The sequence below is a fragment of the Zoogloea sp. genome, assembly GCF_041914405.1.
In the GTDB taxonomy this organism is placed as follows: Bacteria; Pseudomonadota; Gammaproteobacteria; order Burkholderiales; family Rhodocyclaceae; genus Zoogloea.
Map to the genome: position 1 here is coordinate 52,711 of NZ_JAYSDK010000021.1, position 13,778 is coordinate 66,488.

Below are 13,778 nucleotides of genomic sequence, written 5' to 3' on the forward strand. Positions count from 1 at the left end.
CCCTCGGACGTTGGTCACCCTGATCAGCCGATCGCGGGCGAATGAATTCGCCCCTACGGGGCCCATATGCCCTCGCCAGTGGCCTCCAGCCAGCACAGCCAAGACCGCACGTCGAACTCGAACTGGTGGTAATCCGGCTCCATTCGACAGCACAGTTGGTAGAAGGCCTTGTCGTGCTGGCGTTCCTTCAGGTGGGCCAGTTCGTGTACCACGATCATCCGCAGGAACTCCGGCGGCGCCTCGCGGAACAGGTTGGCAACGCGGATCTCCCGCTTGGTCTTGAGCTTGCCGCCTTGCACCCGCGCCACCGTCGTATGCGTGCCCAGCGCGTTGTGGATGGTCTGCAGCTTGCCGTCGAACGCCACCTTGCTGAGGGGCTCGGCATTGCGCAGATGGCGCGCCTTCAGCTCTGTCACGTATTCGTAGAGCGCCATATCGCTGCGCACCCCGTGGACCTCCGGGTACTTCTTCAGCAGCAGCGGGCCGAGGCGGCGCTCCTCCAGTAACTCGCGCACCTGGCCAACCAGATGCTCGGGGTAACCGAAAAGGTATTTGAGGGACACGGGAACGGACATCGGCGACGCAAACAAGACGGAAGGACGCGATTCTAGCGGTTGACGCCGGGTCACTTTGATCTTCCGCAATGCGGGGGCTATCCTGTCGGCGTAATTTACTGACTGATCAGTCATTAACTACCCGGCGGAGGATTCGATGAAGGCTCCCCGTTCCCGCCTCACCCATGGCACAGGCCCGCACCGCCTGATGCGGCCGGCACTGCTGGCCGCGTTCCTCGCTGTCACGCAGCCAGCCTGGTCGGTTGAAACCCTGGACGACGCCTGGCGCCAGGCCCTGTCCGTGGATGCCCGCCTGCGTGCCGCCGACGCGGAAGCCGATGCGGCCCGCGCCACCCGTGAAGCCGCCCGCGGGCTGGCGCTACCGAAAGCTACCGCCAGCTCCAGCTACACGGTCCTGAACCGGGAACCGGCCGCGCTGATCGGCCTGCCATCCATCCCCGGCGTCACCCTGCCCAACCAGATGCCGCTATCGGAACGCAGCTACGCGACCCACGCGTTGCAGGCCACGTTGCCGGTCTACACCGGCGGGCGCATCAGCGCGGCGGTGAATGCCGCCGAAGCCGGCGTGCAGGCCAGCGGCTTCGAGCGCACCCGCAGCGAACAGGCCATCAAGCTCGATGTCGCCGAGACCTATCTGAACGTCTTGCGGGCGCGCAGCGCACTGGCTGCCTCCGAACGCCACCTGGCAGCCCTCGACGCCCACGCGGCCGATGTGGCCGAACTGGGCAAGCAAGGCCTGGTGGCCCGCAACGACATCCTGTCGGTGGCCGTCGCGCAGGCCGATGCCCGCCAGCGCCGGACCCAGGCCCGCAATGCCACCGAACTCGCCGCCGCAGCCTACAACCGCCTGCTCGGCCGCCCGCTCGACAATCCGGTGGACGTCGCCGAACCTGCCGCAAATAGCACCGGCCGCCCGGATATCGCCGCCCTCGAAGCCCGTGCCCGCGGCCTGCGCCCGGAAATCGCACTGCTCGGCGCCCACGCCGAAGCCACCGACCAAGAAGCCGAGATGGAACGCGCCGGCACCCGCCCACAGGTCGGCATCAAGGCCGCGGTGCTGCACGAGGACAACCGCTACCGGGTTAATCAGGACGTGGCCCAGCTGATGGTCGGCGTGCAGTGGGACCTCTTCGACGGCAACGTGCAGCGCCACCGCGCCGATGCCGCCACGGCCCGCGCCCGCGCCGCCCGCGAGCGCCAGGACGACGCGGCCAGCCTGATCGCGCTGGAAGTCCGCAAGGAATGGCTGGCCGTCGGTGAGGCCGACGAACGCCTGGCCACCACCCGCACGGCCCTGGCCCAGGCCGACGAGAACCTGCGGGTCGCCCGCGACCGCTACCGCAATGGCGTCGGCACCCACACCGAGGTGCTCGACGCGGAAGCCCTGCGCAGCCTCACCGACAGCAACCACTTCAACGCCCACTACGATCTCCACCTCGCCCGGCTCCGGCTCAAGAAGGCCGTCGGCGAGCTGTAACGGGAGCCCGCCATGCGATTCGACAAGAAGAACCTCCTGATCGGCCTGGTGGCCGTGGCCGTCGTCGGCGGCGGCATCTGGGCGTGGCAGCGCTTTGCCGGCAGCGGCGCGCTGCCGGAAGGCCTGATCCAGGCCAACGGCCGCATCGAGGGCGACCACACGACGGTGGCCAGCAAGCTGGCCGGGCGCATCGCTGCGCTGAAGGTGCGCGAGGGCGACGCCGTGCAGGCCGGCCAGATACTGGCCCAGCTCGAAGACACCCAGCTCGCCGCTAAACAGCAGCAGGCCGACGCCGCAGTCGCGACGATCGCAGCCCAGTTGCAGGCCGCCCGCGCCCAGCTGGCCATCGCCCGCCGCGAAGTGCCGCTGGCCGAAGCCAGCGCCGACGCCGTGCTCGCCAAGGCCCGTGCCGCCGAGGCCCAAGCCGCCAAGGATGCCCGGCGCTTCGACGAACTGGCCGAACGCGGTACCGTCGAACCCCGCCGTGCCGAGCAGATGCGCCTCGCCCACACCGCCGCCCAGGCCGACCTGCGCCAGGCCGAGCAGAGCCTCAGCGCCGCCCACCTCGGCCACGACAAGGTGAAAGCCCGCGAGAACGACGTTGCCGCGCTGGAAGCCGGCCTGCGCCAGGCCGAAGCGGCGGCGAAGGAAGTCGCCAGCCTGGTGGATGACCTCAGCCTGCGCGCGCCGACCGGCGGCGTGATCCTCACCCGCCTGCGCGAAGCGGGCGAGATGGTTGCCGCCGGCACGCCCATCTTCGACCTGGTGGACCTCGACAAGCTCTACCTCAAGGTCTATGTGCCCGAAAAGCAGATTGGCCAGCTGCACCTCGGCCTGCCGGCCCAGGTGTATACCGACGCCTTCCCGGACAAGGCCTTTCCCGCAACCACGCGCTACATCGCGTCCCAGGCCGAATTCACGCCGAAGGAAGTGCAGACCCCCGACGAACGGGTCAAGCTGACCTACGCGGTAAAGCTCTACTTCGACGCCAACCCCGAACACCGCCTGACCCCGGGCGTGCCCGCCGACGCGGTGATCCGCTGGCGGGACAGCGTGCCCTGGCAAGCCCCGCGCTGGTAACGCAGACCATGTCCGCACCGGCGATCCGCGTCGAAGGCTTCATCAAGCGCTACGGCAAGCGCGTGGCCGCCGACGGTCTGGCGCTGACGGTGCAGCGCGGCGAGATCTACGGTCTGGTCGGCGCCGACGGGGCCGGCAAGTCCAGCCTGATGAAATCGGTGGCCGGCGTGCTGGCCCACGACGGCGGCACGGTGGAAGTCTTCGGCACCGTCATCGACTCCGAGCGGGCCGCCGAGAAGGTCAAGCAACGCATCGGCTTTCTGCCCCAAGGGCTGGGCCTCAACCTCTACCCGGACCTGTCCATCGAGGAGAACGTGGATTTCTTCGGCCGCCTGCGCGGCGTGCCGGGCGCGGAGCTGGCCGAGCGCAAGAACATGCTCCTCGGCATGACCCGCCTCGACGCCTTCCGCAGCCGCCCGATGCGCCAGCTGTCCGGCGGCATGAAGCAGAAGCTCGGGCTGGTGTGCACGCTGATCCACGAACCCGAGCTGGTGATCCTCGACGAGCCGACCACCGGCGTCGATCCGGTGTCGCGCCGGGACTTCTGGGCCATCCTCGGCAAGCTGCTGGAGGAAAAAGGCATCACCGCGCTGGTGTCCACCGCCTATCTGGACGAAGCCGACCGCTTCCACCGCGTGTCCCTGTTCCACGAAGGCAAGGTGATGGGCGAAGGCACGCCGGCCGAACTGATCGCCCGCGTGCCCGGCACCCTCGCCCTGTTCCGCGCCGAACCCCAGGCCGACGCGCTGCCGCGCCTGAAAGCGCAGTTTCCGCAGACCGAAGCGATGGGCGCCTGGCTGCGGGTGTTTGCCGAAGGGCTGACCCCGGAACAAGCCCGCGCAGCCGTGGAGATGTGCCTGAGAACGCCCACCCCTCCTCCCACAGTGGGGTCGAATTCATTCGACCTGGGAGGCACATCGACGGACCGCGGGCGAATAAATTCGACCCCACAGGAATGCCTGCAGCAAAGCACCATCCACCTCAGCGACTGGTTCGCCCGTGAGCCCGAACTGGAGGACGTTTTCGTCGCCATGCTACGCGAGCGGGGGGCACGACTCGACACCAGCCTGCCCGCCGACGCAGCCGCCGCCGCGCCGACCTCGACGCTGGCCATCGAAGCCACCGGCCTGACCCGTGTCTTCGGCGACTTCCGCGCCGCCGACGCGGTCAGCTTCGCGGTCCCCCAGGGCGAGATCTTCGGCCTGCTCGGCGCCAACGGGGCCGGCAAGACCACGGTGATCAAGATGCTCACCGGCATCCTCAAGCCCTCGTCGGGCGCCGGCCGGGTCGCCGGTGCCGACATGCGCAGCGCCGGGCTGGCGATCAAGGAACGCATTGGCTATATGAGCCAGGCCTTCTCCCTGTACCACGACCTGTCGGTGGTCGAGAACATCCGCCTGTACGCCGGCATCTACGGCCTCGACGACCGCCGCGCGCGCCAGCGCAGCGACTGGGTGATCGGCATGGCCGGCCTGGCCGGCTTCGAGAACGACGCCGCTGGCCGCCTTCCGATGGGCCTGCGCCAGCGCCTGGCCCTCGGCTGCGCGCTGGTCCATGAACCGCGCGTGCTGTTCCTCGACGAGCCCACCTCCGGCGTCGATCCGATCGGCCGGCGCATGTTCTGGGACATCCTGTTCCACCTGTCGCGGCGCGAAGGCGTGGCGATCCTGGTGACCACCCACTACATGAGCGAGGCCGAGCACTGCGACCATCTGGCCCTGATGTTCGCCGGCCGCGTCGTCGCCGACGCCTCGCCGGAGGCCATGAAGCAGGAGCTGATCACCAGCGCCGGCCAGTTGCTGGAGCTGCGCGTCGACCGCCCGGTGCCGGCCCAGAACGCGCTGCGCGATGCCGGCTTCGCCAACGTGGCGCTGCACGGGCGCGCCGTGCACCTGCTGTCGCGCGATGCCGACACCGACCGCGAACGCCTGCCGGCCCTGCTCGACAAGGCAGGCATCGTAGTGCAATCGGTGGGCCTGCGCCCGCTGTCGATGGAGGACGTCTTCGTACAGCGCATCACCGCGCTGGAAGACGCCGGACGGAGACCAGCATGAGCGCCCGATTGAGCCACCACACCAACCTCGCCTGTGGGGGGGGGGGGATTATAGCCCCCGCGGGGGGGTGGGACCCGCGGGGGGCGGGAAAAGAAACCCCCCCAACACCACCCCAACCGCGCCTGTGGGGGCGAATTCAGCCGCCCGCGGCGCTTGTGTTGCCCGCGAAGGGCGAATGAATTCGCCCCCACAAGAGCCACCAGGAATGCGCGACGACCATGAACCGCCAACGCATCGTCGCCCTAGCCTGGAAGGAATGGCGCGAGATCATCCGCGACCGCCTGTTCTTCGCGCTGGCCTTCGTCGTGCCGGCCATGCTGATGCTGCTGTTCGGCTTCGGCCTGACGCTGGACGTGGAAAACCTGCCCTTCGCGGTGGTCGATTACGACAAGACCGCCGCCAGCCGCGACTACGCCTACCGTTTCATCTCCTCGCGCTACTTCGCCTTCCAGGGCTACGCCGCCGACGAGCACGACGTGGACGCGCTGCTCGCCGACAACAAGGTGCGCATGGTGCTGGTGATCCCCCCGCGCTTCGACGAACGCCTGGGGCGCGGCGAACCGGCGCCGGTGCAGGTACTGATCGACGGCACCTTCCCGGAACGCACCCAGACCAGCATGGGCTACGTGACGGCGATAAACAGCGCGGTGAGCCTCGACAACATGACCCACGCCCTGTCCCGCGTACGCGGCATTCCGCTCGCCGAGGCGCGCCAGCGGGTCCAGCCGGTCAAGCTGGAGGTGCGCTACCTCTACAACCAAAGCGTGAAGAGCATCTGGTCGCTGGCGCCCAAGCTGATCATGCTGATCATGATGCTGTCGCCGCCCTTCCTCACCGCAGTCGGCGTGGTGCGCGAGAAGGAGTCCGGCTCGATCTTCAACATCTACTCGTCCACCGTGTCACCGGGCGAATTCCTGCTCGGCAAGCTGGCGCCCTACGTGGCGATCTCCATCGCCAACGCAATGTTCCTGTGGCTGCTCGCCACCTGGCTGTTCGGCGCGCCTTTCAAGGGCGACCCGCTGTTCTTCGCCTTCGCCACGGTGCTCTACGTGATCTGCACCACCGGCATCGGGCTGGTGATCTCGATGCTGGTGCAAACCCAGGTGGCCGCGATGATCGTCGCCAGCATCGTCAGCATCATCCCGGCGGTGCTCTACTCCGGCGTGCTGCTGCCGCTGCCCTCCCTGTCGCCGGCGGCATCGATGCTGGCCCACGCACTGCCACCGATGTACTACACCAACATCGTCGTCGGCTGCTTCCTGAAGGCGGTGAGCTGGCACGCCCTGTGGCTCGAGGTACTGGTGCTGGCCGCCTACGCGGTGGGCCTGTTCGGGCTGGGCTACCTGCTGTTCACCAAGAGGCCGAGATCATGAGCCACATGACGAACGGCGGACTTTTTTCGGTGCCCGGCCTACGCCGCCTGCGGGTGATGACGCAGAAGGAGCTGCTGCAACTGTTCCGCGATGTGGCCCTGATGGTGTTCTTCCTGTACAGCTTCACCGGCGACATCTACCTGGCCGCCTCCGGGGTCAGCATGCAGCTGAAGAACGCCGCCATCGCCACCCTCGACGCCGACTACAGCTTCGCCTCGCGGGAGCTGGCGAGCCGCTTCCAGCCGCCCTACTTCCAGCCCGCCGGCAGCGTGGCCGACGCCCGCCAGGCGATCCGCCGCCTCGACGACGGCGACGTGATGGCCGTGCTCGACGTGCCGCCACGCTTCCAGGAACGCCTGCAGCGCGGCGAACAGGTGTCGGTGCAGCTGCAGGTGGACACCTCCAACTCGGTGCTCGGCTTCCTCGCCTCCAGCTACGGTGCGCAGATCGTCGGCAAGTACGCCCTCGAAGCCGCCGCCCAGCGGGAAGGACTGGCGGCGTCGGGCGGCATCGCCGGCCCAGTGGTCGAGGCCGATACCCGCGTGTGGTACAACCCCAACCAGAACGACGCGTGGTTCATGGGCATCTCCGAACTGCTCACCGTCGTGACCCTGTTCTCGATCCTGCTGCCGGCTGCGGCGATGGTCCGTGAGAAGGAGCGTGGCACCATCGAACAGCTGATGGTCACGCCATTGACGTCTTTCCAGATCCTCTTCCCGAAGGTCGTCGCGATGACGCTGGTGATCCTCGCCGGCAGCGCCATCGCGCTGTTCGGCGTGCTCGGCCCGCTGTTCCAGCTGCCGATGCGCGGCAGCCTCGTCACCTTCTTCCTGATCACCGCCCTCTACGTGTTCACCACCGCCGGCCTCGGCCTGCTGGCCGCCACCGTGGCCCGCAACCTGGCCCAGGTCGGCATGCTGACGGTGGTGATCCTGATGCCGATGCTGCTGCTCTCCGGCGCATGGACACCGATCGAGGCGATGCCCCCGTGGATGCGCGGGCTGGCCTGGATCTCGCCGCTGCACTACTTCCTCGACGCTGCCTACGGCATCCTGCTGAAAGGCGTCGGCATGGACCTGCTGTGGGATTCGGTGCTGGCGATGGCCGGGCTGGGCATCGTCGTCTTCGCCACCGGTATGCGTCGCTTCGACCGCCAGTTCGGCTGAAGACGACAGCAAGACGACTCGGCAACGCACCTTCCGTTACGGAATGGCGTAGAGTCTTGTTCGAATAACAAGAACAGTTTTGTCGATGCCAGCCTTGCCGAATCCGTCCGCCCTCAGCCCCCTGCTCGTCCGCAGCCTGTGCCTGCTGGCGTGCGTTGCGCTGTGCCTGCTGCAAGGGCTGGCCAGGGCCGACAATGGGCCCCCGCCACCCCATGTGCTGTTCCTCAACTCCTATCATCCGGGCTACCCGTGGAGCGACGCCATCGAAGAAGGCATCCGCAAGGAGCTCACCGACGACACGCGCCAGGTGGAGTTGTCGGTGGAATACCTGGACGCCCGCCGCTTCCCCGACACGGCCCGCATGGACATCCTCGCCGATGCCATGGCAATCAAGTACCGGGGCTATCGGCACGACCTGCTGATCGTCTCCGACAACGACGCCTTCAACTTCGCAGTCCGCTACCGGGAGCGCCTGTTTCCCGGCCTGCCCATCGTCTTCTGCGGCTTCAACCACTTCCGCCCTGAAGCGCTGAAAGGGATCACCAACATCACCGGCGTGAATGAGGAGATCGACATCGGCGCCACCGTGGAGCTGGCACTGAAGGTCCATCCGGCCACCCGCCAGCTGGTCTTCATCCTGTCCACCGGCGACCCAAGCAGTGCACGCAGCGCCAGCGAAGCCGAAACCAGCATCCTGCCCCGCTACAAGGCACGCTTCCAGGTCAGCGTGCTGAAGGACGCGTCGATGCAGACCATCCGCGAGCGCCTGCAGTCCCTGCCGCCCAACGCACTGGTCTTCCTCGCCGGGCAAACCAGCGACCGCGGCGAGGGACGCGCGCTGACGCCGGTGGAGAACGGTCGCCTGGTGGCCGCTGCCAGCCCGGTGCCGGTTTACACCTTCTGGGATTTCCATCTCGGCACCGGAGTGCTCGGCGGCCATGTCCTCAACGGCCTCGACCAGGGCCGCGAGGCCGCCCGCCTGGCCCGCCAGGTGCTGGATGGACGCAAGGCCTCCGACATTCCGGTGACGATGAGCTCACCGGCCCGCGACCTGTTCGATTACCGCACGCTGCAACGCTTCGACATCCCGGCCAGCGCCCTACCCGCGGACGCCGAGATCATCGACGCGCCAACCAACCTGTGGGCGCTCTATCGCGGCCAGATCATCGCTGCCATCCTCGTCGTGGTGCTGCAAGGCGTGCTGATCGTCGCGCTGATACGCATCGCCGGCCAGCGCCGCCAGGCCCTCGCCGAGCTGGCCGAGGAGCGTAGCCTGCTGGAAGCCCGGGTGAGTCAACGCACGGCTGAACTGGCCGCCGCCAACACCCACCTCACCGACGAAGTCACCGAGCGCCGCCGCGCCGAAAGCCGCCTGCGCGAAGCGGTGGCGGTCACCGAAACGGTATTGCTGGCGTCGCCGGTACCGATAGGCGTCTACCGGGACACCGGCCCCTGCGTGATGGCCAACGAGAGCTACGCCCGCCTGGTCGGCGCCAGCCGAGAGCAGCTGCTGGCCCAGAGCTTCCACAGCATTCATGCCTGGCACACCACCGGCATCCACGACGACTGCCTGCTGGCGCTGCAGACCGATACCCGCCAGCAACGCCAGATCCACGTGATGACCTCCTTCGGCCGCGAGATCTGGGCTGACTGCCTGATCCTGCCGGTGCAGCTCAACAACGAGCGGCATCTGCTGATCCAGTTTGTGGACCAGACCGAGCGCCATCAGATGCTCACCGAGCTGGAGCAGCACCGCCAGCACCTGGAAGCCCAGGTCAGCCTGCGCACCACCGAACTTCAGGCCGCCAAGGAACTGGCCGAGAGCGCCAATCGGGCGAAGAGCACATTCCTGGCCAACCTGAGCCACGAGATCCACACGCCCCTCAATGCCATTCTCGGCTTCGCCCGTATCCTGCGGGACAAGAGCGATGACGCCGCCCAGCGCGACCGCCTGGAGCGGATCCTTAACGCCGCCAGCAACCTCCACAAGATCCTCGACGACCTGATCGACCTCGCAGCCCTCGATGCGGAGCGCGTCCCGATCAACGAAAGACCGTTCACCAGCGACGAACTGGCGCGCCGGGTTCTTGAGGCCACCGGCGCCGAGCTGCGCGCCCGCGGCCTCGACTACACGGTGGACCTCGCCGGCCTGCCCGCCAGCATGAAAGGCGATCCCCATCGCATCAGCCAGATGCTGATCAACTACGTCAGCAACGCTGCCAAATTCACCGAGAAGGGTTTCGTCGCACTGCGCGGCAGCCTGCTGCGGGAAGACACGCTGGGCTTGCTGCTGCGCTTCGAGGTGCAGGATTCCGGAATTGGCGTGAAGGCAGAGGACCAGCGGCGCATCTTCCTCAGCTTCGAGCAGGCAGACGGCTCCTTCACCCGCCGCCACGGTGGCACTGGCCTCGGCCTCGCCATCAACCGCAAGCTGGCCCGCCTGATGGGCGGCGAAGTCGGCGTGGACAGCACGCCGGGCGAAGGCAGCACCTTCTGGTTCACCGTTCGCCTGAAACCATAGGGGCCAGGTGCAATTTCCGTGGGGGCGAATTCATTCGCCCTCGGACTTCATGCAACCGGCTGCGGGCGAATGAATTCGCCCCCACAAAGCGCCCCTCACAAAATGCTCAACTACAGCCAGTCCACCAGTGACACGCCGATGCCGAGGGTGGTCTGGCGATGGTTGTAGTCGATCAGCGTCTCGCCGAAGCCATTGAAAAGCTGCACGAAGCCCTTCAGGTTGCGGTGGATAGGGAAGCTCCAGTCGAGCTGGGCCGAGCCGCGGCCGGCCAGCAAGGGACCGCGCAGGTTGAGGCCGATGCCGTGCTCACCGAGCTTCCACATGGCCTGCAGGTCACCGTAGCCCAGATAGCGGCCGATGTCCGGGTTGTCGTCGTGACTGGCCTTTTCCGGCAGGCGATACCATGGCCGCAGCACCAGCGCGAAGTCACCGCGCTCCACGCCGACCTGGGCGGTGATCCGGTTCCAGCTGCGCGACAGCGGCACCGCGCGGCCGTTGGACTGGTGATTGAGCCCCACCGCCAGCATCTTCACCTTGAAGCCCAGCCCAGCGTCCAGGTTGCTGCGGAACACCGCCATCAGTTCCGGCTCGTAATCCGTCTCGCGGAACGGCGAGGAATTACTCTTGTTGTACACCTGCCAGCTCGACTGCTGCGTGTAGCCCAGCCACAGGTCGCCGTGGTGGCCGACCAGGCCTTCCCACAGCTTGGTCTTGAAGCTGATCTGGTACTTGGCCTCGACCGGCACCACGTCCTGGGCTTCGGTCACGCTGTGCAAGGGGCTCGGCGAGCCGGGCTGGCGGTTGGCGGACGTAGTCCATCGCCCCAGCAGCATGTAGGTGGGCTTGTAGGGCTTGATCAGGAAACTGCCGTGCTTGTCCTCGGCGTCCAGCTCCCAACGGGCAGTAAACGGCGGCGAATCGGAAACCGGCGCAGGCGGTGCTTCCTGGTGGTTGCGGCCGACCGCCGCGTCGTAGCAGGCAAGCCTCTCGGTGTTATCGGCGATCGCCGCGCAGGCTGCCGGATCACCGGCCTTTGCGACGGGTGCCACTAGCACGCCGGTCGCTACCAACAGCGCAGCCCCCAGCCGGCATCCTCCCGCTTCCGTCTTGCCCACCATCCATACTCCCTTCCCGGACACCCGAATCCTCCCTCCCGGCACACCGCGCCCGCGGCACTGCATAGCGGCTATGCACGTGGAGCCATGAGCAGCCATCGCAAGCCGCCCATACTGTAGCCCCCAACCGGCATTTAATCATCATGACAACAACTACCACAGGCGCCGAAGAGCGCCTCGGCCTGCCACCCTGGCTGGTCCTGCTCGGCGTGCTGACCGCCATTGGCCCGCTGTCCATCGACATGTACCTGCCCAGCTTCCCGCAGATCGAGCGCGGCCTCGGCGGACAGCCCGGCAGCGTCGAACTGACCCTGGCCGCCTTCTTCATCGGGCTGACCTTCGGCCAGCTGTTCTACGGCCCCCTCAGCGATCGCTTCGGCCGCAAGAAGCCGCTCTACGTCGGGCTCATCATTTACACCGCCGCGGCAATCGGTGCCGCCTGCGCGACAAGCATCCCGGCCTTGATTGGCTGGCGCTTCGTGCAGGGCCTCGGCGGCTGTGCCGGCATCATTATCCCCAGCGCCATCGTTCGCGACCGCTGCTCGGCACGGGACTCCGCACGCGCCTTCTCGCTGCTGATGCTGGTCATGGGCCTCGCTCCCATTCTCGCCCCGCTGATCGGCGGCGCGCTGCTCGGTATCTCCAGTTGGCGCAGCATCTTCATCGTGCTGGCGGTGTTCGGCGCAGCCTGCCTTCTGGCCATTCGCCTTGGCCTGGCGGAAAGCCACGACACCCGCCACGAACCGCCGCTGCAACTCGGCACGGTGCTCCGCAACTATGGCCGCCTGCTCGCCAACCGGGCCTTCCTCGGCTATGCGCTGGGCGGCGGCCTGGCCATGTCGGGCATGTTCGCCTACGTTGCCGGCTCACCCTTCGTGCTCATCGACCTGTACGGTGTCGCACCGCAGGACTACGGCTGGTTCTTTGGCAGCAACGCCTTCGGCCTGATCGCCGCCAGCCAGCTCAACGCCCATCTGCTGAAGCGCTCCCCGGCAACCCTGCTGCTGCGCCGCGCGCTATGGGTGCCGCTGCTGACCGGCCTGCTGCTCGCCGGGCTGGCCTTCACCGGGGAGATTTCGCTGCCGTGGTTCGTCGGCGCCTTCTTCTGCTTCGTCAGCAGCCTGGGCTTCATCATTCCCAACGCCACCGCGTCGGCGCTCGCCACCCACGGGCAACAGGCCGGCACCGCGGCGGCCCTGGCCAGCGCGCTGCAGTTCTTCTTCGCGACCCTCGCCGGTGCGCTGGTCGGCCTGCTCCACGACGGCAGCGGCCGACCGCTGGCGATAGTGATGGCCTTGTGCGGCATCGGCGCCTGGGCCGTGCATCGCCTGCTGGTTGCCCACCACGACCACCATCACGCAAGCACCGCCGCAGCGTCGCAATCCGGCGCGGCCTGAGGAACGGCCCTCTCTCCCTCTTTTGTGGGGGCGAATGAATTCGCCCCCACAGTCCACCGCCCCGCACACAAGCAACGGGAAGTGGGATCAGCCTCGTTCGAGCCTGGCATCCGGCCACTCGCCGGATTCGACAAGGCGAGCCACCTCGTCCTTGATCAGCCGGACGATGGCCCACAGGCCATCCGGCACCACCCGGTTGCGCGCCAGCACCAGACCAACCTGCCGGCTCACCTCCGGGTCGCTCAGCCGACAACTCCGCAGCACGCCGGCGGCGATCTCGTCGCGCACAGCAGCTTCGGGCAGCAGGGTTCCGCCGCAGCCTTCCGCCACCATCCGCTTGATAAGGGCGATGGAGCCATCCAGCTCGACCGCGATCCGCGGCGCAAAGCCATGGCGAGCCGCCAGGGACTCCACCAACATGCGCAGGCCATGGTGGGTACTCGGCAGGATCAGCGGGATGTCGCGCAGCGCGGACACCGGCGCGGCCTCGCCGGCCAGCCGATGCGCGGCGGGCAAGACCAGGCGCAGCCCTTCGCTGAGCAGGACATCGGCCTGCACGACGCCCTGCTCAGGCAGGTAGATCAGCGCCAGATCCACGTCACCGCTGGCCAGCTTGTCGAGCAGCTGATCGGCCAGCGCTTCCACGAAGCGCAGCCGGCTATCGGGGTAGTGTTCCTTCAGCAGCCGTGCCAACGGCGCAAAGAGCAGGCTGGCGATGGTCGGCTGGGCGGCGATGTGCAGCTGGCTCGGGCCGCGTCCGCCCCCGTGCTGCATCACCGAGCCAGCCTCGTCGAGCAGGCGGCCGATGGACTCGGCGTATTCGAGCAGCGTCTCGCCCCTTTCGGTGGGCTGCACGCCGCGCCCACTACGGTGCAACAGGCGCGTGCCGAGTTCCCCTTCCAGCGCCGCCAGGCGCCGGCTAAGCGTGGACTGGTCGACGCCCGTCTCCAGCGCCGCCCGCGAGATGCTGCCGGCCTTGACGATGCGCGCGAACAGCCGCAGGTCATCGGAGTTCATCGA

At 67.7% G+C, this 13,778-nt stretch carries 10 protein-coding genes; 7 read left to right on the top strand and 3 right to left on the bottom strand.

Going from position 1 to position 13,778, the window contains the following annotated elements:
• Window positions 1-53: 53 nt before the first annotated feature.
• A complete protein-coding gene (locus tag ACE3RX_RS13770; RefSeq protein WP_374484659.1) occupies window positions 54-575 on the bottom strand; it encodes a M48 family metallopeptidase in 522 nt (173 codons plus the stop codon).
• 136 nt (window positions 576-711) lie between these two features.
• Between ACE3RX_RS13770 and ACE3RX_RS13775 the strand changes: the two genes are divergently transcribed.
• The 6 genes from ACE3RX_RS13775 to ACE3RX_RS13800 all read left to right on the top strand — a co-directional run bounded on the left by ACE3RX_RS13775 (window position 712) and on the right by ACE3RX_RS13800 (window position 10,246).
• Window positions 712-2,052, top strand: coding sequence for a TolC family protein (locus ACE3RX_RS13775; RefSeq protein ID WP_374484661.1), 1,341 nt, complete (start codon window positions 712-714; stop codon window positions 2,050-2,052).
• A gap of 12 nt (window positions 2,053-2,064) precedes the next feature.
• A complete protein-coding gene (locus tag ACE3RX_RS13780) occupies window positions 2,065-3,132 on the top strand; it encodes an HlyD family secretion protein (RefSeq protein WP_374484664.1) in 1,068 nt (355 codons plus the stop codon).
• A gap of 8 nt (window positions 3,133-3,140) precedes the next feature.
• Window positions 3,141-5,186, top strand: coding sequence for an ATP-binding cassette domain-containing protein (locus tag ACE3RX_RS13785; protein ID WP_374484667.1), 2,046 nt, complete (start codon window positions 3,141-3,143; stop codon window positions 5,184-5,186).
• Window positions 5,187-5,404: 218 nt separating this feature from the next.
• Complete coding sequence (locus ACE3RX_RS13790) at window positions 5,405-6,559, top strand: ABC transporter permease (protein WP_374484671.1); 1,155 nt, start codon at window positions 5,405-5,407, stop codon at window positions 6,557-6,559.
• Window positions 6,556-7,725, top strand: coding sequence for an ABC transporter permease (locus tag ACE3RX_RS13795; protein WP_374484675.1), 1,170 nt, complete (start codon window positions 6,556-6,558; stop codon window positions 7,723-7,725). Before ACE3RX_RS13790 ends, ACE3RX_RS13795 begins: the two co-directional genes overlap by 4 nt.
• Window positions 7,726-7,810: 85 nt before the next feature.
• On the top strand, window positions 7,811-10,246 hold the full coding sequence (locus tag ACE3RX_RS13800) for an ABC transporter substrate binding protein (RefSeq protein WP_374484678.1): 2,436 nt from the start codon (window positions 7,811-7,813) through the stop codon (window positions 10,244-10,246).
• Between the two features lie 110 nt (window positions 10,247-10,356).
• Here the strand turns inward: ACE3RX_RS13800 and ACE3RX_RS13805 are convergent, their stop codons facing one another.
• Complete coding sequence (locus ACE3RX_RS13805; protein ID WP_374484680.1) at window positions 10,357-11,364, bottom strand: phospholipase A; 1,008 nt, start codon at window positions 11,362-11,364, stop codon at window positions 10,357-10,359.
• A 140-nt stretch (window positions 11,365-11,504) separates the two neighbouring features.
• Between ACE3RX_RS13805 and ACE3RX_RS13810 the strand changes: the two genes are divergently transcribed.
• Window positions 11,505-12,758 carry a Bcr/CflA family multidrug efflux MFS transporter gene (locus ACE3RX_RS13810; protein ID WP_374484683.1) on the top strand — a complete coding sequence of 418 codons (1,254 nt, stop codon included), beginning with the start codon at window positions 11,505-11,507 and terminating at the stop codon, window positions 12,756-12,758.
• Between the two features lie 87 nt (window positions 12,759-12,845).
• Here ACE3RX_RS13810 and ACE3RX_RS13815 read toward each other — a convergent pair whose 3' ends face one another.
• Window positions 12,846-13,775: a LysR family transcriptional regulator gene (locus ACE3RX_RS13815; protein WP_374484685.1), complete on the bottom strand. Its 930-nt coding sequence runs from the start codon at window positions 13,773-13,775 to the stop codon at window positions 12,846-12,848.
• Between the last annotated feature and the right edge of the window lie 3 nt (window positions 13,776-13,778).

Coding starts and splice junctions, on each gene's coding strand:
- ACE3RX_RS13770 (WP_374484659.1), bottom strand. CDS start 575: ATGTCCGTTCCCGTGTCCCTCAAATACCTTTTCGGTTACCCCGAGCAT.
- ACE3RX_RS13780 (WP_374484664.1), top strand. CDS start 2,065: ATGCGATTCGACAAGAAGAACCTCCTGATCGGCCTGGTGGCCGTGGCC.
- ACE3RX_RS13795 (WP_374484675.1), top strand. CDS start 6,556: ATGAGCCACATGACGAACGGCGGACTTTTTTCGGTGCCCGGCCTACGC.
- ACE3RX_RS13800 (WP_374484678.1), top strand. CDS start 7,811: ATGCCAGCCTTGCCGAATCCGTCCGCCCTCAGCCCCCTGCTCGTCCGC.
- ACE3RX_RS13810 (WP_374484683.1), top strand. CDS start 11,505: ATGACAACAACTACCACAGGCGCCGAAGAGCGCCTCGGCCTGCCACCC.
- ACE3RX_RS13790 (WP_374484671.1), top strand. CDS start 5,405: ATGAACCGCCAACGCATCGTCGCCCTAGCCTGGAAGGAATGGCGCGAG.
- ACE3RX_RS13805 (WP_374484680.1), bottom strand. CDS start 11,364: ATGGTGGGCAAGACGGAAGCGGGAGGATGCCGGCTGGGGGCTGCGCTG.
- ACE3RX_RS13815 (WP_374484685.1), bottom strand. CDS start 13,775: ATGAACTCCGATGACCTGCGGCTGTTCGCGCGCATCGTCAAGGCCGGC.
- ACE3RX_RS13785 (WP_374484667.1), top strand. CDS start 3,141: ATGTCCGCACCGGCGATCCGCGTCGAAGGCTTCATCAAGCGCTACGGC.
- ACE3RX_RS13775 (WP_374484661.1), top strand. CDS start 712: ATGAAGGCTCCCCGTTCCCGCCTCACCCATGGCACAGGCCCGCACCGC.